This window comes from Streptomyces sp. NPDC045470 (assembly GCF_040646595.1).
Classification (GTDB): Bacteria; Actinomycetota; Actinomycetes; order Streptomycetales; family Streptomycetaceae; genus Streptomyces.
The window spans coordinates 1-19,390 of record NZ_JBEZAN010000027.1; the positions used below are offsets into that span (position 1 = coordinate 1).

19 protein-coding genes are annotated in these 19,390 nt (G+C 70.7%); 5 read left to right on the top strand and 14 right to left on the bottom strand.

What is annotated here, in order from left to right; translation table 11 throughout:
• Positions 1-222 precede the first annotated feature (222 nt).
• The 10 genes from AB0A97_RS37925 to AB0A97_RS37970 all read right to left on the bottom strand — a co-directional run bounded on the left by AB0A97_RS37925 (position 223) and on the right by AB0A97_RS37970 (position 8,995).
• Positions 223-549 carry a hypothetical protein gene (locus AB0A97_RS37925; RefSeq protein ID WP_361159432.1) on the bottom strand — a complete coding sequence of 109 codons (327 nt, stop codon included), beginning with the start codon at positions 547-549 and terminating at the stop codon, positions 223-225.
• 99 nt (positions 550-648) lie between these two features.
• Positions 649-1,146 (bottom strand): DUF6420 family protein, encoded by a 498-nt coding sequence (locus AB0A97_RS37930; protein WP_361159435.1) that lies wholly within the window; start codon positions 1,144-1,146, stop codon positions 649-651.
• Positions 1,146-1,310 carry a hypothetical protein gene (locus AB0A97_RS37935; RefSeq protein ID WP_361159438.1) on the bottom strand — a complete coding sequence of 55 codons (165 nt, stop codon included), beginning with the start codon at positions 1,308-1,310 and terminating at the stop codon, positions 1,146-1,148. The genes AB0A97_RS37930 and AB0A97_RS37935 overlap by 1 nt, the downstream gene beginning before the upstream one ends.
• A gap of 1,323 nt (positions 1,311-2,633) precedes the next feature.
• Complete coding sequence (locus AB0A97_RS37940) at positions 2,634-2,921, bottom strand: hypothetical protein (RefSeq protein WP_361159441.1); 288 nt, start codon at positions 2,919-2,921, stop codon at positions 2,634-2,636.
• Between the two features lie 288 nt (positions 2,922-3,209).
• On the bottom strand, positions 3,210-4,061 hold the full coding sequence (locus AB0A97_RS37945) for a helix-turn-helix transcriptional regulator (protein WP_361159444.1): 852 nt from the start codon (positions 4,059-4,061) through the stop codon (positions 3,210-3,212).
• A gap of 8 nt (positions 4,062-4,069) precedes the next feature.
• Positions 4,070-4,327, bottom strand: a complete 258-nt coding sequence (locus tag AB0A97_RS37950; RefSeq protein WP_361159446.1) for a hypothetical protein — start codon at positions 4,325-4,327, stop codon at positions 4,070-4,072.
• Positions 4,328-5,541: 1,214 nt separating this feature from the next.
• Positions 5,542-6,801 carry a hypothetical protein gene (locus AB0A97_RS37955; RefSeq protein WP_361159665.1) on the bottom strand — a complete coding sequence of 420 codons (1,260 nt, stop codon included), beginning with the start codon at positions 6,799-6,801 and terminating at the stop codon, positions 5,542-5,544.
• Between the two features lie 209 nt (positions 6,802-7,010).
• Positions 7,011-7,367, bottom strand: coding sequence for a hypothetical protein (locus AB0A97_RS37960; RefSeq protein WP_361159449.1), 357 nt, complete (start codon positions 7,365-7,367; stop codon positions 7,011-7,013).
• On the bottom strand, positions 7,364-8,353 hold the full coding sequence (locus AB0A97_RS37965; protein WP_361159451.1) for an AAA family ATPase: 990 nt from the start codon (positions 8,351-8,353) through the stop codon (positions 7,364-7,366). Before AB0A97_RS37965 ends, AB0A97_RS37960 begins: the two co-directional genes overlap by 4 nt.
• 198 nt (positions 8,354-8,551) lie before the next feature.
• On the bottom strand, positions 8,552-8,995 hold the full coding sequence (locus tag AB0A97_RS37970; protein WP_361159454.1) for a hypothetical protein: 444 nt from the start codon (positions 8,993-8,995) through the stop codon (positions 8,552-8,554).
• Between the two features lie 686 nt (positions 8,996-9,681).
• On the opposite strand from AB0A97_RS37970, the gene AB0A97_RS37975 reads away from it, so the two are divergent.
• Together AB0A97_RS37975 and AB0A97_RS37980 are read left to right on the top strand one after the other, a co-directional pair.
• Entirely contained in the window at positions 9,682-10,452 is a 771-nt protein-coding gene (locus AB0A97_RS37975) for a ParA family protein (RefSeq protein WP_361159456.1), read from the top strand.
• Positions 10,452-11,342, top strand: a complete 891-nt coding sequence (locus AB0A97_RS37980) for a hypothetical protein (protein WP_361159459.1) — start codon at positions 10,452-10,454, stop codon at positions 11,340-11,342. Before AB0A97_RS37975 ends, AB0A97_RS37980 begins: the two co-directional genes overlap by 1 nt.
• 151 nt (positions 11,343-11,493) lie before the next feature.
• Here AB0A97_RS37980 and AB0A97_RS37985 read toward each other — a convergent pair whose 3' ends face one another.
• Together AB0A97_RS37985 and AB0A97_RS37990 are read right to left on the bottom strand one after the other, a co-directional pair.
• Entirely contained in the window at positions 11,494-12,222 is a 729-nt protein-coding gene (locus tag AB0A97_RS37985) for a helix-turn-helix transcriptional regulator (protein ID WP_361159462.1), read from the bottom strand.
• 42 nt (positions 12,223-12,264) lie between these two features.
• Entirely contained in the window at positions 12,265-12,540 is a 276-nt protein-coding gene (locus tag AB0A97_RS37990; RefSeq protein WP_361159465.1) for a hypothetical protein, read from the bottom strand.
• A 1,208-nt stretch (positions 12,541-13,748) separates the two neighbouring features.
• On the opposite strand from AB0A97_RS37990, the gene AB0A97_RS37995 reads away from it, so the two are divergent.
• Positions 13,749-15,293 (top strand): hypothetical protein, encoded by a 1,545-nt coding sequence (locus tag AB0A97_RS37995; RefSeq protein ID WP_361159468.1) that lies wholly within the window; start codon positions 13,749-13,751, stop codon positions 15,291-15,293.
• 492 nt (positions 15,294-15,785) lie between these two features.
• Complete coding sequence (locus AB0A97_RS38000) at positions 15,786-17,027, top strand: hypothetical protein (protein WP_361159471.1); 1,242 nt, start codon at positions 15,786-15,788, stop codon at positions 17,025-17,027.
• A 155-nt stretch (positions 17,028-17,182) separates the two neighbouring features.
• On the opposite strand, the gene AB0A97_RS38005 is transcribed toward AB0A97_RS38000, so the two are convergent.
• A complete protein-coding gene (locus AB0A97_RS38005) occupies positions 17,183-17,677 on the bottom strand; it encodes a hypothetical protein (protein ID WP_361159473.1) in 495 nt (164 codons plus the stop codon).
• A 70-nt stretch (positions 17,678-17,747) separates the two neighbouring features.
• Here AB0A97_RS38005 and AB0A97_RS38010 point away from each other — a divergent pair, with 70 nt between their 5' ends.
• On the top strand, positions 17,748-18,299 hold the full coding sequence (locus tag AB0A97_RS38010) for a hypothetical protein (RefSeq protein WP_361159475.1): 552 nt from the start codon (positions 17,748-17,750) through the stop codon (positions 18,297-18,299).
• 234 nt (positions 18,300-18,533) lie between these two features.
• On the opposite strand, the gene AB0A97_RS38015 is transcribed toward AB0A97_RS38010, so the two are convergent.
• A complete protein-coding gene (locus AB0A97_RS38015) occupies positions 18,534-18,743 on the bottom strand; it encodes a hypothetical protein (RefSeq protein WP_361159478.1) in 210 nt (69 codons plus the stop codon).
• Positions 18,744-19,390: the final 647 nt, after the last annotated feature.

Genomic DNA, 19,390 nt, shown 5'->3' on the forward strand with positions numbered 1-19,390 from the left:
GCCCTCGCCGAGCGGCCGGCCGCACCACCAGCAGCACGGGCCCTCGGGACCACTGTCACCCATGAGCGGACCGTACGGCCGCCCTCGTGCGACGAACAGGGGAGCGGCAGGGCCTCCCGCCGCCCGGCCCGTGCCGTCCGAGCATTCGGCCAGGCCGCCGGGTTGGGCCTATTGGGTCCAACAGGGCTGACCGGGCGCGGGCCGGCCCCGTAACGGGCGGGGCTATTCGTAGAACTTGGCGATCACAATGATCCGCACCCGCCGCCCCTTGCCCGGGACACCGGTCTCGGTGATGGCCCGCAACACCGTCTGTCCGTCCCTGGACAGGTCCTCGATCTCGGCCTTCAGGTGCTCGGCCCACAGACGGAAGTCCTCACGGAAGTGGTCCTGCTTGCGGATCTCCGCCATCAGGACGCCGCCGTACGTCACGGTCCAGCTCACCGCGGGCAGGTTGCACTGGATGCCGTCGTGCAGCGCATCGAGCAGAGCCCGAGCGGCTTCGTCCTGCTGCCGGTGAGTGGTGGCGGACTCCACCATCGTGTCGGTCATGATCAGCTCTTCCGGTCCGGAAATGGGTGCCGCTCCCCTAACGAGCCGGGCCCCTGCGGCGTAGCGCCACCCTGGTCAGACCTGTTGGGTCCAATGCCCCTAACCGGCGTCGGCCTGCCCCTTCGTTCCGCTTGCCGTCCGTACGGGACCGGCCAGCGCCTCAGCCTCCTGCAGGAGCCGGTCCACGGGGCTGTAGTCGCCGAGTTCGACGGCGAGCGCGGCCCGCACGAAGACCGTGAGACCGATGCTGCCGGCGCGCAACTGGAAGGACCGGAACACTGCCCCGGCGTCGGCGGCGCGGTGTCGGCACCCGGCGTGCAGGCAGTGCCCCTCGGCGGCCAGGCCCAGCCGCCGGAAGACGGCGTTCTTCTCCTCGGTGAGCTGGGCCGGACAGCCGAGGTGGTCCAGGGTGATCTGGCGGTGCGCGCCAGCCTCCCGGACGGTGAGCCGCCCTCCCCCGGGCGTGACGTAGCGGCCGACGGCCGCGTCGGCGTACGGGTGCAGCAGCGGCAGGCGGGCCTCAGTGGCGTGCAGAGCGGGCAGGCCGTCGTACTCGGTGTACGGGCCGGCGAGGCCACGGTGCTCGTCGGTCGTCATCAGGTGCTCGTCTCCCTCTCGTGGTCGACGGCGGGCTCGCGCTCCTGGTCCTCGTCGTCCTGGTGGTCCTCGGCGGGCCGGACACCGAAGGGGCCGAGCAGCTCTGCACGGCTGACGCCGAGCTGAGCGGCGCCGCCCTTGAGTCGGTGGTGGGTTCGGATCACGGGCACGGTCTCCTGCGGTCGGCGGACGGTCCGGGCCCATGATGGCCCCGCCGGGGACCGTACGGGCGGAATCCGGCTCGCGCGCGCACGCGATGGGCGGTCTCATAGGTTCCACGGATGTTCCTTTTCGCAGGTCAGCGCGGTGCAGCCCGGTCTCACGGCGGGCCGCTACAGCGGCTGCCGATCTCGGCTCCGTCTCGTCCCGGCGTCGGGCCACACAGGACGCCCTGGCCGCTGTCGAGCGCCTGGCAGCGGGCGAGGAGCTGGCGGTGCACGGCGGGGACGGCGGTTACGCGCAGGGTGTAAGCCCTGGCCGCGCCGTCCGGTCATCCCCTGGTCGAGGGCGGCGCGCTCGGCGAGCACCAGGTCGGCCCGCGTCTGGCCCTTGCCCGATGAAGGCTTGCCCGACGCTACCGCTGTACGGCAGACTGCTGGCCGTCTCTGGCATGTCCGGATACAGACTGTCGAAAAGAATTCGGAGCAACGGGAACTCGGATGACTCGCCTAAAGAAAAGGCTGAGCTCTCTGCATTTTATTATGCAGTAGTATACTGAGGCTGCCCCGAATCCTCGGGATTTCGACTCGCGCGAATAGCCCTACTAGGGCTCACCAGGATAATCACCCGCCACAAAATATCCTGCCCCTTGAGAGTCGACCCCGATTGGCGGTCCCGGCTCCCGGTGACCCCTTAACCCCTCCTGCGTCAAGTCCGCTCGGGACTCGCTGCAGCATCTCCTGCCTCCGGCAGACACACCTCACCCCTCGCCCCCGGCCACAGCCGGCGCACCAGGACGGGGGGGGCGCTGTGCTGCTCCCTGCCGGAAAGGCACAACCGTGCGCATGAACCTGCCCACCATCCCGTCTTCCCTTGCCACAGGAGCCGGAGCCCTGCTCAGCGGGGCACCGTGGTGGGCGGTCCTGCTTGGTGCCGCAGTGATCATCATGACCCCTCCCATCCTGGCCCAGGCCCGAGCCTGGGCCCAGGACAGAAGCGGCCGAAAACTCCAGGAAGAATTCATAGCTGTAGTAAGAGAACTTCCTGACGCAGAAAAGAAAGTCCAAGCCATCATTGAATACCGAAAGGCGGACGCGCCAGGAACAGCAGAGTCCGGGACACAAGAGCCACCGTCAGAGCCTCAAAATTCCCCAGCAGCTCCTCAGGGGCCCTGAGGGCATGACTGCTCACCCACGGCGTACGGAGGGAGGGCCGCCCCTTTGCTTGGTCTTCTTACCTTGTTTTGTTTGCAGTCGGTTCCCCGCACCCATCGCTGGGCCTGATAGGGGTAATAGGGGCAACTGGCGCTCTGGCCGGGTGGCCGATGCCTAGCCGAGCAGGTCAGTAGTGGCAGCTAGCCGGTCGCACACCTGGCATACGCGACGTACGTGGCCACCGGGCGGATACCACGTATCGAAGGGATCAGCCGGAATGTCGAGAGGCACCCTGCGCAGGTCCTTGGTGTCCAGGCCGCACAGCGTCTCGTCCCCCGGTGCACCGTCGGCGGCGTCGGGCTCGGCGGCGTGCACCGTGCCGATTTGGTCGCCGGGCCTGGGGCCACCGAACGTCTGGACGGCCACGGTGTCGACTTCGTACAGCGCGAAGTAGCCGTTCATGCTCCGACGCTAGTCCGGTGGGACCACCGCCGCTCGGCGAAACCGTCGCGCTCGGACACCACCACCTTGGCCCGGCGCCGGCCGCCGAGCTTGGTTACAAGATTCCGCTGAGGCCCGCTGCGGGTCTGTTCGACGGGGCGGGGGCCGACGCGGGCTCGACCGGGAGATCGGAAGGTGGCGCATCTCAGTGCTATCCCGGCCGCCTTCCATAGTGCCGGGCGCGCCGCCGGCCCACCCGCCCGCCACGATGTCCGGGCCGTGCACCTCTCGGCGGCGATACCTTGACCGTCATCCAAGCGGCTCCTGATCACGCGCCAGCACCGAGTGGTAGCGACGGCAGGCCGGGCATCTGGACGTCCCCTCGATCACCTCGGAGAAAACGAAGCGGCTGAGCTTTCCGCACGGCCGGCACCGGGCGGCCCAGGGCGCCCCCGGCCCGGGAAAGGGGTCGACCGCCACGAGACCGGCTTCCAGCATCAGCGTCTCGGGCCTTCTCAGCAGGATCGTACGGTGCTCATCAATCGAGGTCAGTGCCCCAGGACGCCACGGCACCGGTTCTTTGGAGCGGATCGCCCGGTGCCACGCCCGGGCCCATGCCGGGAAGTCTTCCTCCGGGACTGCACAGCCGGTCAGGTAGGCGTAGAGCTGGTTGAGCGAGGTCACGGCCTGCTTCCGCTCCCGCAGGCGCCAGGCGGACATCCGGGAGAGCGGGGCGTACTCGCGCTCCTGGGCCCGCACCTCCGCCCGCGCCTCCATCGTCCTCAGCGACGGCTCACCGTTTTCCTCCCAGACCCGCCGCAACGCGGCCGCCAGGTCAGCGTTGGTGAGGATGAGGCTGACGCGGGGCGCCTCCGTAAGACGGGTGTGCCCCGGACGCCCCGCCTGCCGCCACATCCTCTCCACGGTGTCGAGGTCCATGTGGCAGGCCATGGCTATGTCCCGTGTCAGCGGCCAGGGCACCCGCACCTGGCCGGCCTCCGCCCGGTGAATCGTCGTGACCGAACGGCCGACCTTCACCGCGAGCTCCGGGCGGGAGAGGCCCACCCGGAGGCGGGCCTGGCGCAGTGCGTCCGCGAGCTGGCCGACCCGGCGGTCCAGGGTCTTGATCGGCGCCAGCGGGCGCCCCCGTCGGCGTGCCACCGCCCTGCCTACTCCTGGCCGCAGGAGACCAGCACCCGCCGCGCGCTGCGGAGCACCGCGCGGCGAAGGAGGCGTCCCCGCGCGAGGCGGACCACGGCCACGGCGAGCAGGACGGCACTGGCGAGCACAGCCGTCGTCTCGGACAGCGGTGTGCCCCGCAGGGTCATCAGGACCGCCATCATGATGACGACGATGATGATGGCCGTCTCCTCCCAATCGATACGCGGCCGGGCGGTACCGCATTCGGCGGCCGAGTTCTGAGACATGCGATCGTCACTCCCTTAATGCCAAGGCGCCGCCGTGCAGGCAGGCGCATTCCGAAGGCTGGCTCCAACCAGAAGAGGCCGCAGGCGGTTGGCTCCGCCGTGCCGCGGCGGACAGAATCGTGCCAGTGCTCAGCGCATCCCCGTGCCGCATTCGGACCGTTAGTTCACGTCTGTCACGTCGGCTGGCAAGAGGGCGACTTGGCAAGTTCCAAATGCGTTGGCCACAGCTGAAGGTGTGAGCGACAGAGGGCTGGTTCCTGACCAGCCGCAACGCCCGGAGCACCAACCGGAGCGGGCCGTTCCGGCGGTCGCCGGGCCCGGACATATTTCATCTTGGCCCACTTCGGTTGCCCCTGCCGGTGCCGCGCTGCGACCATCCAGCAACGCACTCGCGAGTGCGTTGCCCTGACGTGCCGCTGGCTCCAACCACCGCGACGACCAGGGACCGCGTGGGGCGTGTTGGCTCACCCCCATGCCGAAGGGCCGGACTCCTCGGGGTCCGGCCCTTACTTGTATCGGCAGGTTCGGCAGCAGCGCCTGCTCCCAGCCGACGGGAGTATCGAGGCCCGGCCGACGCCGCAGTCCTGCAGAGTGGTGCCGGTGGGCCAGTACACGGGCCCGGCCTGGCCGTCGACGCCGTGGTTGCCGCGTACCCTCATAGCCCGTCGTCCCACCGATGCCGACAGCTTCAGAACATCGCGTCCCAAAGCCGCGGGACACGGAGCGGCTCCAATTGGAGCCTGCATGCTCAACGCATCAACGATGGCGGTTCCCGCCCCGGGTCCGCTCCTGCCGCCAGGCCGAGCCCCCGCGCTTTCTCACCGAAATGGCCGTGCGCTCGGCCCTGCGTCGGTAGGTTGGGCGGTCAGAGCGCACTTCCCATAAGGAGGTCCGTGCACCATGTTGCACGCTCTGGCTCAGGTGGTTCCAACATTGCTGGGCTTGCTCAGCCTTGTGGCGCTCGGTTCCGACCCAGCTGCCCCTTGCGGGTCTGAGTCGGACAGCCGGGCGGAGACCCTCGGTGAACACTGCCGGGCCGTGGCCAACCACTGCCGGATGATCGCACGCTTGATCATCCGGAGGACGGGCGGCGGCACCTGAGCCAGAGCCACACAGAAAACCGAGGCCGGACTGCTCACAGTCCGGCCTCGGCCGGGTTCAAGAACCCTGTGCAGGCTCCCCCGGTAAGAGGCACATCCCGTCCGCCGGACGGCTCACAGCGGGGTGAGGCGTCCGGCGCGGTCGACAGCGCGCAGCAGTTCCGGCTCCCATCCGGCGCGCGGGAGGTCCAGGGCGAGCAGGCCGGCGTCGGCGAGCGCGGCGAGCTGTACCTGGTGTTCGATGCCCATGCGCCACGCCTCGCGCAGAACGTGACGGGCCTCGTCGCGGGCGGCCCGGCCGGTGGTCGCGGTGGCGCGGGCGTCGGGCAGCGCGGCCAGCCGGCGTCCAGCCTGTTCCAGGCGCTCCATGTACGCGGCTGCCTTCTCGGCGTCCGGGCGGGGCGGTACGAGGTAGAGCTCGGGGGCGGCGACGCCGCGGCGCAGCTGCTCCATCCGCTCGGGCAGCGGCGTCCAGCCGGGCTCGCCCGCCAGCTCGGTGTTCACCTTGTCGACCGCCGCGGCGTGGGCCCGGCCGGCGCCGCGGGGCTGCAGGGCGGCTCCGGGGGGCCGGCTGAGGGAGCCGGTCTTCTCGTCGCCGCCGTGGTTGGTGCGTACGGACACCCACAGCCAGTCCGCGCCGCCGGTGACGCTGATCATCAGCAGGCGGCGGACCAGCAGCCACCGCTGCAGGGCGGCGCGGGTGGCGCGGCGCAGCGGATAGACCTCGACGGAGGCCGGGGCGGTGCGGCTGGCGTTCTGCGGCCGGCGCACGATGCGGATCTCGGTCAGGGTGGGGGAGAGGTCCTCCAGGCGGACGGCGCACAGCTCACCGACGCGGGCTCCGGTGTCCAGGACGACGCTGCTCATGGCCAGCATCCGCACCCAGCGCGGGAAGCCCTGGGTGAGCAGGCCCCCCTCGACGGCCCATTTCGTCTGACGTCCGATGTAGTCGGCGACGGTCTGCAGACTGGCGCGCAGCCGCTCGCGGCGGGCGACGTCGACGGGCTCCTTGCGGGGCAATTGCTTGAGCACCCGCAGGTGATGGACCTCCAGGCCCAGCTCGCGCTGGAGCAGCACCATGACGCCGGAGCGCACCATGGCCGTCGCCTCGGCCGTCGGGCGGACGGCGCCGCGGTCGCGCAGTTCGCCGGCGAGCGCCAGGCGCTCGTACGTCCGCAGCGAAGGCAGGTCGAGGACGTCGGCCAGGTCGTCGGTGACCGTCAGCGGATGATCGGGGTGGTGCAGCGCACGGACGAGTTCGCGGGCGTGCGCGCGGATCTGGCGCCGACGGGCCTCGGACGGCGCCTGCTCGCATACGGCGTCGACCGCCTCCTTGAGCTCGGGCACCTCATCGAGCACGTCGCGTCGTGTCATCACGCCCCGCACGGTAGCCATTGTCCGGACGGTCGCACGGCCCGGACCCTGCGATTGGGCCTGTTAGCCCTAACACTCCTGGCAGCCTTCGGCCTGTTCGGGGGCCCGCTGTACACATCCCACGCGGTCTTTGGATTCGCGCCGTCGGCCAGCCCACGCCGCGGCGGCTTCCGGCCGGGCTGCTGCCGGGCCGCGCGCGTTCCTGGCCGTCAGCCGACGGGCGGGCCTGTCTTCAACTTCGCGTGCGGCCGGGGCGGGTAGGGGCGGCCGCCGTTGTGCTGTTCCTCCGCCTCTTCGACGGCGGCTTCGATCGCGGCCTCGACGAACGCGGACAACGAGAGCGGTGGCATCTGCACATCCGGGTCGCGCTGGAGCCCGACGATCGTGTTGCGCAACCGGTCCAGCAGCTCGTTGTTCACGTAGGCGGGCACCTTGGTCTTCCCGCCGGCGGCCTGCTGGCTGCCGATCAGCTTGCCGAGGATGCTGCTGCCGGCGGTGGCCTGCGCGCCGCCGCCGGACTGGCCGCTGGTGCCGTCGGCACCGCCGCCGAAGGGCTTGGGGCTCATGCTGCTGTTCCCTTCACGGGCAGGAGGAGACGGGCCAGCTGGTCGTAATCGCTGCTCGTCGTGGCCTTGGCATCGAGGGCGCGCACCGGCAGTCCGTAGTCGGCGGCCGCAGCGACCTGGACGTTACGGCGAGCCGGGGCAATGATCGCCTCGGGAAAGTCCCGGCGCAGTGAGGCACCGACGAGCCCGGCGTAATTGCTCTTGTCCCACGACGTCATCACTGCCGCGTCGACGACCAAGGCGGGGTTGGCATCGTCCTGCACCGTCCGGATCGTTTCCCGCAGATCGTTCAGCGCCTTCCGGTCGAGCGCGCCGACCTTGAGCGGCACGATGACCCGGTCCGCCGCCACCAACCCGTTGATGGACAGCTTCCCCAAGGAGGGGGGCGCGTCGATGACGGTGATGTCCACCGGCGCCTTGGACTTGCGGATCGCGACGCGCAGGCTGCCGTCCCGGCCAGCCTTCGGGTCGTACTCCACGGTGCTCAGGTGCGGACCGCTCGGCACGACGTACAGGTTCTGCACGGTCGTCTCGTACGTCGCCTCGTCCAGCGGCTGCCTGCCGAAGAGAACGTCGGTGAGGCTGTAGCGCTCATGCTCGGCGATGCCGTCGAAGCTGGGCAGCATCCACTCACCCGAAAGGGACGCGTCTTGGGGGTCGGCGTCGATGACGCGGACCGTGTACCCCATCGCTACCCAGGCTGCGGCCAGTTCCAGCGCGGTGGTCGTCTTGCCCGCGCCGCCCTTCTGGTTCACGCACACGTACGTGCGGTGCCGGCCGACGAAGGGGGCAGGCACATCGCCGAGCGCGGGCGGGACGAAGAGCTGGGCACGCAGATCGCTGTTGTAGTCGAGCGTGGCGAGCGCGGCCTCGACGACCTCCTTGTCCCGTCCCAGCACGTCGATCAGGTCGTCGATGCGCCACGTGCGGACGACGTCCAGCCGCTCGGCGGTCGCGGGCAAAGGGCTTAGGACGGTGATGGCCATGCGCTGCTCCTAGCCTGCTGGGCCTTCGTGGCCCTCGTGCTGGAAAGTGCAGCACCGACGGTATCGGACCTGTTGGGCCCAACACCTGCGTCGAGCGCTCTCGTCGTGAAACGAATGACCTGACAGCTGCCATGCCCCGTCGTGGCGCGGCCCGCATCTGCCCGCACTCAGCCAAGCCTGAGAAGGTTGTGTCCCGGCCTAGAAGGGCGGTTCGTCGTGGCCTGCCGCAGGGGAAGGCGGCCGGCCCCAGCCGGAGGGCGGGGCGGGGGAGAGGGGCGGAGCGTCCAGCGCCTCGTTCCACCGGTTCCGCAGGTTCTGCCGATGCGTGACCGGCTCCTCGGCGAAACCACCTGCCCAGCGTGGATGGTTCGGATCGATGCCGGCTCGTGCGCACAGCACTGTCAGAACGGCGTCGACCACTGCCCAGCTCACCGGGATGGTCTTGCCCCGCAACATCTTGCGGATGGTCTCTCGGCTGGCCGTGAAGGCGTCGAACTCGGGATCTTCGGCGATGTCGTCGGCGATGCTCCGCAACGTGGGACGCCCAGCTTCCCTGTAGTAGGCGAACAACTCCTCGACGAATTGCCGTTGCGGGCTCTCTGGCAACTCCCACTCGCTCGGCATTCGCAAGACCTGCGCCATCGCACCCTCCCCTGGTCTCTGACCACAAGAGTCTATCGATGACAACTCTTGGCCCGCAGAAACCTGGCTGTGACCAGCTTGGGCAATCAAAGAAATGGCGCTGACCAGCGCAAACCCGGGTGACCAACAGGTCGAATGAGCCCACAGACTGGAACGAGAAAGCCGGACTCACCCAGCGCCTCGCGGGGTTCGGCTGCGGCGACGGCCGCTGCCCCAGAGAGGGCGGCGGCCCCCTGTTGGCGCAGGGAGCCGCCTCATCGAACCGACCGACAGCTCCACACCGGGGAGGAACCATCAGCATCACATTTGACCCTACGGGCCATCCGAAGGAACCGTCGCACCCAGGCCGCCGGGGCTTAGCGGGGCCCCGGGCCTCCTGCCTTCGCGCGCACCGACGTGACCGCCTTCTGCGGTCCCTCGCCCGTACCGCCGGCCACGGCTTCGTGCGCGGGATGACGACGGCTGCGGGCGGCGCACTAGTCACCAGCATCCTCTGGTGGCTCCGTCACCGGTGAGACGGGAGTGTCCTGTCCCACGGGGCGGGACACCCGCCTGGGCCGCTCCCTGAGCGGCCCAGGCTCCGGAGCCTGGCGGCGGCACGGTGGTCACGAGCACCGCTTTCACTCTGGCAACATTTGTTCCGTCCGAGTACCCAACTAGGGGAAGCCCACGGAGGAGAGTGCCCTATGGCCCCCGATAAGCACGCCGCGGCCGAGGCCGGCCGCCGCCGCGCCAAAGTCATCACCTTCTTCCAGCAGAAGGGCGGCGCCGGGAAGTCCACCGACGCCGTCAACGTCGCCGCCGTGATGGGCGAGAACAACCCGCCTCCCACCCCGGAGGGACCGTGCCCGGTCGTCGCGGCCGGCATCGACCTGCAGGGCTCACTGGAGAAGTGGGCGCGCAAGGTTCCCGAGGACCGGCTCCCGTTCGACTACGTCGTCACCCGCGGCAAGGTGGGCGAGCTCACCCAGCTCGCCGCAGATCCCGACGTGCTGCGGATCGTCGTCGACACCCCCGGCTTCGCCGACATCGATCCGGACGCCGAGATCGACGCCGTCGATCCGCTCGGCACCGGCCCGGCCGCCGAGGCGATGCGCGAGGTCCTGGAGCTCACCGACCTCGCCCTGGTGCCGATCGTGCCCGTGGAGACCCTCACCCACGACCCGGCGGAGTACACCGTCGAGCGGCTGCTGCGGCCCCGGGGCATCCCGTTCCGCATGGTCATCAACAACTGGGACTCCGGCACGGACCGCACCAAGGCGGACCTGCGGGAGATGCAGGAGTGGTGCGAGAAGCGGGGCTACCCGTACATGTCCCAGCCCGTCCGCCGCTACAAGCTGCACGCGCAGGCGCCGGAGCGCGGGCTGACGGTCATCCAGTACCCGGAGAGCGGGACCGCGCTGCGGGCCCGCGAAGATTTCTACAAGCTCGCCCTGGGCGTGGAAGGACTGATCTGATGGGCCGGCAGCGGGGCGCCTCCGCGCAGGAGCGGTTCGAGTACAAGAGCGCCGTGGACATGGCCAAGGCGCTCAAGCCGCTGCGCCGGCCGCTGTCCGAGCAGCCGACGACCCTGACCTCGGACGAGCAGGGGCTGCTGGCCCAGTGCAAGGCCGCGGTCGACACCCTGCAGTGGGCGTTCTGGCTGGCGGGCAAGGCGCTGGAGAACATCCGGGAGGGCCGGCTCTACCGGGCCGAGGCCGAGTCCTTCGACGAGTTCGTCTGGAAGCACTGGCGGATGCGCAAGGCGTACGCCAACAAGCTGATCCGGACCTGGAAGATCGCCGAAGCCGTCTTCGAGCAGCTCTCGGGCGAGGTGGCTCCAATTGGAGCCACCTCGCGGCAGGCGCCCCCGCTGGGGGCCAAGGCCGAGAAAGCGCTGCGGGCCCTGAACCAGGCCCAGGTGTGGGAGCTGGTGCCGGTCGCCGACGCCTGGGACGTCGACGCGGCGGTGCTGGTGTACCGGACCCTGGTCGAGGTCGACGGGGTCGAGGTGACCGCGAAGGTCCTCAAGGGAGCGGTCGAAGCCCTGCCGGAGGGTGGCTTCGACGCGAAACAGGTCGTCAGCCACGTGCGGGCATACCTGGAATCCCTCGACGAGAACGAACGGGAGGACGACGAACCGGTCGACTTCGCCGCCCAGGCGGAAAAGGCCGTGCCGTCGCGCTGGGTGCGGCGCCTGGCCAAGAAGGACGCCGCGGCCGCCCACCGCTACCTCGACGAACTGCAGGCGCACATCGACAAGGTGCGGGCCGAGCTGACGCCCCGTGGGCCGGCGGCCGCGGCCGTACCCGAGGCACGCAACAGCGAGAACGCTGCGAGCGCGGGCTCTGCGGAGGCCGCAGCCTGACGCACCCGAACGCGGAACGCGGCCCCGTCCTCGCGTGGGACGGGGCCGCGTCCTGTCGCAGGCGTCTCACCTCTCACGCCGTCGACGCGGGCCAGACGGTGCGGGCAGCACTCCCGGAGATCGGCCGCACCGGCATCCGGCAGGTCCTCGGTCAGGCAGCGGTTCCCGTACGGGAGGCGCCGGTACGTGACCACACCACGCAGGGCTCCTCCCGCCTCACCCGCACTTCGCCGCGGAGTGGGCTGCCGAGCGATGCGGCCGGAGCGAAGACGTCCAGCCATTCGATGAACAACCGCTCGGCGGCCGTCGGGTGAGTCGAGCGAAGGACCCGGTAGCGGTCGAAGCGGGGGTTGTCGCGGACTCTGAGCCAGGCAGCGAACCATGGAAGAAACGCCAGGTCGTTAATGCCGCACGCACCCAGAAACGCAAGGTACTGCCGGATGTCCGTCGGCAGGGCCCGGCCATTGACGATGGCATGGGCGGAGCTGCGCGGAAGCAGCCCTTCGCGGGCGCGGGCTTCCATCATGCGCAGCGGGGGACGTCCTGCTTGCCGGTAGGCGTCGCGCAGGGCGCCGCTAAGGTCGGCGGGATCGCGGGCGAACTGCGGTGCGGGCCTCACCGTGGTCCGGCGGCCTTCCCAGAAGCGTTCGGCCAGGACCCGCTCGGCACGGTGGTGGAGGTCGGCGGTTTCGTCGGCCGGACCTTCACAGGCCACCGCGTAGGCGAGGGCGGTGTGGTACGCGGGCAGGGTCTTACCGGCGGCGGCCCGCTTGAGGGTCGCCGCCGAGTAGTTGGTGATCTCAGCGAGTGCGGCGTACGTCAGTCCCACTGCAGCGCGCAGGACCCGCAGGTACGCGGCGAGATCGCCGAGCTCGGGCACGGTGTAGTCGACCGGGGCTTCGGGGCGGCCCATGGCGCGGCCTCAGCGGTCGGTGCCGGGGGCCAGGATGGCGTTGAGCAGCCGCTGCAGCAGCCTCCGGCCGCCGCGCCGCCCGCCGCGGGTGTTCGCGGCCAGCAGGACAGCCACGCCGACGCCGCCGGCGGCCGCGAGAAGCAAGGTGACGTCGCGCACCGTCATGCTGGCGGCGAGGTGAAGGATGACGGCTGCGGCGAGGAACGCCACGATGACGAGGGCGTGCGCCATGCCGAAGCGGGGCGCCGCGGGGGCCGAGGGCAAAGCATCGTCGAATGTGCGCATAAGGGTCTCCCCTGGTCTGGCCAGGCGGCGACCGTGGCCTGGGTCGCCGCCTGGCTGCTGCTGACTCCAACGAACCCTGACCGCCAGGCGCATGGCGTCGCCTGCAGCGCGGTCGGAGGATCGTGCGGGACGAGGTCGTCGGGGGTGTTGGCGTCACCCGTGCCTACACCTGCGGCCCGCGTGCATAAGCGTCCCAGGAGCGGCCCGCCGTAGGGAGCCCGCCAAGGATTGGCTCACGTCCCGTCTCAGTTACCAAAGTTGGGACGTATCGAGATCCTGTCGCCTACAGATCATCCTGACCTGCGGTGATGCGGGGCCGAGAAAAGTTGGCTCGACTTCCGTCCAGACCTGTCGCCTGGAAGATTACGGAAGCCCTCCCCATCATTGAGCCCACGGCGCGAACTCAGCTCAGAGTCGGGCCACCCCGGTATTGCTGCTGACTCCAACCAAAGCGGTGAAGGGGAAACGGCGGTCGCGATGGCGCGTGACCGCCACCAGGTGAGGCATCGGTGACCGCCAGCACGGCCCGGCGGTCACCGAGTCTCCCGTCTCACGCTTCTTGCGTCCACCTCAAGCGTGGCCACCGGGCATGTTGTCGCCCGGCTGCCTTGGGCTTGTTATCAGCGAGTGCGCTCTGGCCGCGAAGGCGAAGCGCATGCTGCGGGGCTGGTCGTGCCGCCGGGCGGAGGCCGCGCGGGCCCCGTCGGCGGCGCGGATCCAATCAGATCCGATGGTGATTGCCGACAGCGTCACACCTGCCTCACCAGCCACTCTTTGGCCGTCTTTTGGTAGCCGCTGCCTTCGGGTGACACCTGGCGCGTTCTCGGGACTGGTGACGACTCCGGACGACGCGGGCGAGCTGCTGGTGGTCGCGAAGTGAGTTTCCAGTGCCGGGCCTGCCGCTACGGCCGGCGCATGGAGTCACTCAAGCTCACCCGGCCCGCTGCCCCTCGCCGTCACCAGCGGCCCCGCGGACAGGTCCGCGGGGCCGCTCTGGTTTTCTGGCGCCCTGTCACCGGCGGGCGCTACCGTTCTCGTACGGCTAGACGCGTACTGCCGTCCACCGCCGTCCCGGCGCCCACGCCGCCCGGGACACCGTCGGTCAAGGTCTCTCGGGGCCCGCGAGGTCAGCACTGCTCTGTCCTGGATCGGCCCCGACGTACACACGGCCGGCGGGAGCGTGGGAGTCCGCTGGGTCTGGAGTACGCATGTCGCCGAAGAAGCAGAGCACCGCGGCCCGCAAGGCCCGCGCCGCCGCCCGCGAGGGCGCGAAGTACACCGAGGCGCTGCGCAGCGCCTCCCCCGACCCCGCCGCCCCGGACTGGGACGACCTGATGGTCTCCGCGCTGTCCGCCGTCGTCGCCGAGCGCGGCGTCGTACCGGTGACGGTGCTCTGGGATGAGGACGCCCGGCACTCGATGGTCCAGCGTGAGGGCGGCGTGCGGTGGGGCGTCGCCGAGCCGGCCGCCGACGGCGTCGTCATCCGCGAGGTACGAGGCGACGTCGGGGTAGTGGCCAAGGGCACGCGGGTGCCCGTGCCGCACCGCCTGGACGACGGCCGGGTGGAGGTCGCCGCCCTGTGGCCGCTCGTCTGGTGCTCGAACGACCAGCCGTTCTGGCGCTACGCCCACAACGGCTGGTCGGTGGAGAAGCCCGGCGACTTCCCCCACGCCCTCGATCCGGTGTGCCCCAGCCCGGACCTGCCGTACGAGGTGCGGGTCTACAACGTGCCGGACGGCATCGTGGGCGAGGACCACACCGGCACCGCACCGAGCTGGTGGACGCGGGCCTGGAGCGACCGCCTCGACAAGGCCGTCCTCCTGGCCGACACGGCGGTCGCCCACCGGCTGGGCGCCCCCGCCCGCCCGGCGGGCGGGGACTGCGGCGACCTGCGCGCCGAGGTCTGGCAGCACTCCACCACCGACCTGGGCACCCTGCCCGCCCGCGTCCACCGGGCCGACGCCGATCCGGACCGGCCCGAGGTGCCGCGCCTGCCGTTCGACACCTGGCCGAAGGGGCGTCCGGCCTCGACCGAGCCGACGCCGGAGCCGACCTGGTTCCAGGGCGAGAAGCACCCGCCGATCTACGACCTGCGGGTCTGGTCCGAGACAGGCGGCTGGATGATGCTCGGCTGGATCGTCGGCGGCCGCGGCTCGGCAGGCATCGCCGCCACCCTGCTGCGCGTCGGCACCGGCGGCCCGTTCCCGTTCGCCGAGACGTGGGGGCCGCGCCACCCGGACGCCTGGAACTACGACTGGACGCAGGAGGGCCGCGAGCTGATGGACCGCCACCCCGACGAGCCGTACGCCGAGAGCACCCTCCGCTACGACGAGAAGCGCCGCCAGGAGACGGCCGACCTGGCCATCGCGCTCGCCGCGCGCAGCGGCGGCGCGCTCACCACCGAGCAGGCCGGCGCCCGCATCGAGGCCGGCGGGCAGAAGTACCGCGACTTCCTGCGCGTCGGGCAGATCTGCGTCATGGACGCCCTCAACGCGAAGCGCCTGGCCGCCGAGGGAGACGAACGGCTGCGGATGCGCAAGGCACTGGACGCCTTGGAGAAGCACCACCAGGTCGACGACTGGGTCATCGGCCTCACCCTCACCCACATGGCCACCAACCGCCGCGACGCGTCCTTCACGGACGGCGCGCGGCGGTGGCGGGACCGGGCCCTGAAGGAGTACCTATCACCCGGCGAGGACATCGACGGGATCGACGGTCTGACTCCTGCGGTACCGGTCCGGCCCGCTACCTGACCGGTCTCCTCCTTCCCTCCGGCGGGCCCACGGCGGTGCGCCGGAGGGCATGTCCCCGGTGTTCTGCAGCGCGGACGGCGCCCCGCCAAGGCGATACCGGTTCGCGCTGCAGGGCATCGGGGCCAGCGGGGGCCTGGGGGCCGGCGAAGGCCACCAGCGGCCACCGGCGCGGCAGTCCCAGCAGATACGGGCGGTACCGGGCGACGACGCCAGTCCGTCCGTCGGTCGTCTTCGCAAGTGTCCGGGCGTTTCCCGGCCCGCTGCCGGGCAACGCCACTACGCTGCTTCGCAGCGGCAGAGTTCCCGGCCCGCCCGGGGGCTGCGCACCTGCCCGTGCCCGTTCCGCCGCCGTGCCACGCCACGGCGAGCCGCCGGGGCCAAGGTTCGCGGAATCGTGCGGAACCCCCCAGCACTGGCATGTCCTTTCCGCGGCCGACGGCCGCCTTCCTCCTGCTGGCGGGGTGCGTGGACCCCGCCAAGACAGGACTTGTGATGACACGCGACCGCGCTCGCAAGCAAAAGGCCCGGGCCGTTCAGGACCAGAATCCCAGCCGCGCGTACACCGACGCCGCCCGCGAACTGGAGATGCCCAAAGCCTCCCAGCACCCGCCGGCCGAGGTGCCCGCCACCGTCGCGGTGATGATGGCCCGCCAGTTGCACGCGGCATGGATGCACCTGATCGCCTTCGAGAACCTCGCCAAGGAGTACGGCAAGGTGATCCCGGAATGGCCCAAGCTCGGGGAGACGCCGCGCAACCCGGTCCACAAGGCCGCCGACCAGGCAACGTCGCTGCTGTACGAGCTGCGCGAGTGGGCCGGGCGGACCGCGCACGCCTCCGGCGCCGTCGAGGCGGTACCGAACGGCTTCGGCGGGGCGGGCGACACGTCTGCGGAGCGCCGTGCGGAGACGGCCCTGTTCCCGCCCGGGGAGTGGTGCCGGGTGGCGGGCCAGACGATGCCCCAGCCCGGAGAGGAGCGCCCGGACCCGGCGCAGGCCCCGCTGGAGCGCCCGGTGACGGCGAACCTGCTGGGGCCGGTGCCGGAAAAGCGGTTCAGTGCCCGCGCCTCCGGGCGCGACCTCCAGCCCGCGTTCCCGGCCGTCGACAAGACGCCTGCGGCCGCCGTGTGGCAGGCGGAGCGGACCCTGTACAACGCCGTCTGCCAGCACTGGGAGGCCCCCGGGGACACGCCCGCCGACCTCGCGGCCTCCCTCGACGGCCTGGAGGACCTCGCCGACACCTTCACCAGTGCCTGCACCCACACGCTGGGCGAGGTGCGGCGCCGCATCGACGAAAGGCTCCTGGTCGGCGTCGACGAGGCGGCCTTCGACCAGGCCGCCGACACCGTGCGGGCGCAGCTGGGCATCGAGGAGGGGTACGTCCCCAAGCTCGCGTACGCGCTGTCCCAAGCGCGTACGGCGATGACCGGCGCCGCGGCCGCGCTGCCCGGCGCGCTCGGCCAGGTGCCGGTCGCGCTCACCCGCACCGGCCGGGCGCTGGACGGCAAGCCCCTGGCCCACGTCCGCGACCAGCTGGGCAGCGAACGGCATCTGCAGCGCCTGCGGTCCAAGACCCGGATGCCGGAGTACGACAAGGCGGACGCGATCCGGCGGGTACTTCACTGGATGCACGCCGCCGACGCCAACACGTACGACCACGCCCGGCACCTGGCCGACGAACAGCAGCCCACACGCTCCGGCTTGCCGATCAGCGAGCCGTCACCGAGGAAGCGCTGACCGCCGCCTACGGAAAACGCATCTCATCCCCGGTTGGACCCGTTGGACCCAATACCTCCAACCGGGGCCCGATCAACGACCTGTGCAGTACGGGGGACGCGGGCGAGCAGGCTGCGTCCGCATCCCCGCGCCCCTAAGACCAAGGGCCGGACGGGTCAGTCCCCCAGGGACCGGGCCGAGACCCACCGCGAACCCCGACGGAGACGCGCGATCTGGCGGTCGGTCTCGTCATCGTCGTAGCTGGCGACGGCGGACCACAGGGGCGCGACACCCGGCATCCGCAGGCTGTAGACGACGACCTCGGTGTCCCCGTCGTCGGGAAGGGGCCAGGCCGGGAGGACACCCAGACGCAAGCTGCGCAGGTACAGCTCCGGGTCCATCCCAGGGCGCTCGCGCAGCGCGGCCCGCAGCCCGCCGGCGTGGGTGACGACGGCTGCGAGGCCGACTCGGTGCATGAGCGCGATGGCGGCGGGGTCGCCGCACTTCGGGCTGCGCTGCCGGGACCGCCAGTCGCTGCTCCACTGGTGAGCGATCAGGTACCCGTGGCGGATGAGCCGTTCCGCGTCGCCGGGCTGGCGGTCGCCCGCCACGATGGCGCGGGTGAGGTCGATGGTGTCGTGGATGAGCTGGTCGCTGATCTCGGTGCTCATGCTTCAGTCTCCTCATCACGATTGCCTCCCCTCGACTCGCTGAGGAGGTCGGCTGCCGTACGGTCCGGGCATGGAGTCCTACGAACCCGGCGACGGTTCCAGCACCCGCCCGCCACCGGATGCATGGGAGCTGCGCCGGCGGGCCGCGTACGACGCGGTGGACGCGGCGCGATGGACGCGGATGGGGTCGATCAAGCCGCCGACCCCGGCCGAGCGCCGGATAGCCGGCGACCTGGCCCGCGCCGTCGATGCCATGCAGGCGGCCTGGTATGCCACGGACGCCCGGCTGCCCCCGCTCGCCCACCGGATGCAGATGCTGACTCACGTCGGCCAGCTCGTGCGCGCCCTGACCGAGACGGCCCCCGCCGCCGAGGTGGACGCGGACCTACGCCAGGCCCTGGACCGGGTCACCGAGATGTGCACTCCGCTCGAAACTGCGCTGGAACACCTGGAGACCTACCTCCAGCAGCACGGTCGCCGAGACGAGCTGGACGCTGCCGAGCAGCGAGTACACCCGATCCTGGGCGAGCCGGACGACATGTGGAACATCGTCCAGAGGATGGAGTCAGTGCTCTCGGTGATGCGCCGGGGAGTGATCGCCCGGATCGTCGCCCACCCATAGACCCGCCGTGCGCACAACTGCCCGATTATGAGCGTTTTGAGCTCCCTCTACGCGTACGCGCGCGAAGGAGGAGCAGCCTGACCCCGGAACGGACAAACCCGGGCGTAAGAACCAGTTGTTGCGCAACTTGCGCAGGTCCACGCGCACGCGCGCGTAAGGAAGCGGCCAAGCCGAAGGGGCAGCCACCATGGATGACTGCCCCGAGCTCGCGCAGTGTTCGGATCAGGAGCGCGGCTAACGGCGAATGTGAATGCTGATGCGGATGCCGCCGGCGGCGCTCAGGGCGCCTCCGATGACTCCGACGGTCGCCGCTTCCTGGGTGTGCCCGGTCAGCGCCAGGACGACGACAGCCACGACGGACACCAAAACGGTGATCGTCGTGAGCCAACCGAGTGCGCGCCTGGGGCGATGTCCGAGGCTTGGGGTACCTTCGGTCTGGGTCAAGGGTTCTCCTCTCTACACAGCGGGCGGGCCCGACGACAGACGAAGGGGAGGCCCGGGGGCGCGGCAGCCGCCAAGCAAAGACCGCGCAGCCCCAGGTCTCCCTTCTCGTCGTGTGAAGGGCGTCTTGCGACGCACAACAGGCTACGGCCCCCGACTGACAACCCGCGTTCCTCGACACCACACTCACTGGGCGGACGACCGGCCAGGGGTGCGACGCTGACCAGGGCCGACGGTGACGGACGCGCCAAGCGCCTCACGGCAAACAGGTTTCGGCGAACACGTCGCTCGCGATGCGCATACGAACGCCCGCGTGGAGGAATACCGGCCCGACCTGGTGTTTGGCGTGGTCCAGCGCCACCATCACCCTCGCCGAAATTGTCGAGGCAGGTGAACTTGATGCGGCCCTCGAACTCCTTCATCTCGGCGGCGAGCTGTGCGCACCGTCGCCCGCGAACGGCGGATTCCCCAGGAAGCGGCTGCGGTCCGCGCCGCCGCGGAGCCCCTGACCGCAGGCCGAGTGACACACGCCACATCCCTCAGATGTCACGTACGGACCCACCCGCTGCACTTACTGACATCCGCGGCGCATTCGCACCGCGCGGCAGCGAGGAGGATGTCTTGCCGGAGACGGCTATCGGCTGTGGGAG

What these genes read in the sequence shown, in the direction of transcription:
- AB0A97_RS38010 (WP_361159475.1), top strand. Translation starts at nt 17,748, where the DNA reads ATGGAGTCCTACGAACCCGGCGACGGTTCCAGCACCCGCCCGCCACCG.
- AB0A97_RS37965 (WP_361159451.1), bottom strand. Translation starts at nt 8,353, where the DNA reads ATGGCCATCACCGTCCTAAGCCCTTTGCCCGCGACCGCCGAGCGGCTG.
- AB0A97_RS37950 (WP_361159446.1), bottom strand. Translation starts at nt 4,327, where the DNA reads ATGTCTCAGAACTCGGCCGCCGAATGCGGTACCGCCCGGCCGCGTATC.
- AB0A97_RS37925 (WP_361159432.1), bottom strand. Translation starts at nt 549, where the DNA reads ATGACCGACACGATGGTGGAGTCCGCCACCACTCACCGGCAGCAGGAC.
- AB0A97_RS37990 (WP_361159465.1), bottom strand. Translation starts at nt 12,540, where the DNA reads ATGCGCACATTCGACGATGCTTTGCCCTCGGCCCCCGCGGCGCCCCGC.
- AB0A97_RS37970 (WP_361159454.1), bottom strand. Translation starts at nt 8,995, where the DNA reads ATGGCGCAGGTCTTGCGAATGCCGAGCGAGTGGGAGTTGCCAGAGAGC.
- AB0A97_RS38005 (WP_361159473.1), bottom strand. Translation starts at nt 17,677, where the DNA reads ATGAGCACCGAGATCAGCGACCAGCTCATCCACGACACCATCGACCTC.
- AB0A97_RS38000 (WP_361159471.1), top strand. Translation starts at nt 15,786, where the DNA reads ATGACACGCGACCGCGCTCGCAAGCAAAAGGCCCGGGCCGTTCAGGAC.
- AB0A97_RS37975 (WP_361159456.1), top strand. Translation starts at nt 9,682, where the DNA reads ATGGCCCCCGATAAGCACGCCGCGGCCGAGGCCGGCCGCCGCCGCGCC.
- AB0A97_RS37955 (WP_361159665.1), bottom strand. Translation starts at nt 6,801, where the DNA reads ATGACACGACGCGACGTGCTCGATGAGGTGCCCGAGCTCAAGGAGGCG.
- AB0A97_RS37960 (WP_361159449.1), bottom strand. Translation starts at nt 7,367, where the DNA reads ATGAGCCCCAAGCCCTTCGGCGGCGGTGCCGACGGCACCAGCGGCCAG.
- AB0A97_RS37930 (WP_361159435.1), bottom strand. Translation starts at nt 1,146, where the DNA reads ATGACGACCGACGAGCACCGTGGCCTCGCCGGCCCGTACACCGAGTAC.
- AB0A97_RS37980 (WP_361159459.1), top strand. Translation starts at nt 10,452, where the DNA reads ATGGGCCGGCAGCGGGGCGCCTCCGCGCAGGAGCGGTTCGAGTACAAG.
- AB0A97_RS37940 (WP_361159441.1), bottom strand. Translation starts at nt 2,921, where the DNA reads ATGAACGGCTACTTCGCGCTGTACGAAGTCGACACCGTGGCCGTCCAG.
- AB0A97_RS37995 (WP_361159468.1), top strand. Translation starts at nt 13,749, where the DNA reads ATGTCGCCGAAGAAGCAGAGCACCGCGGCCCGCAAGGCCCGCGCCGCC.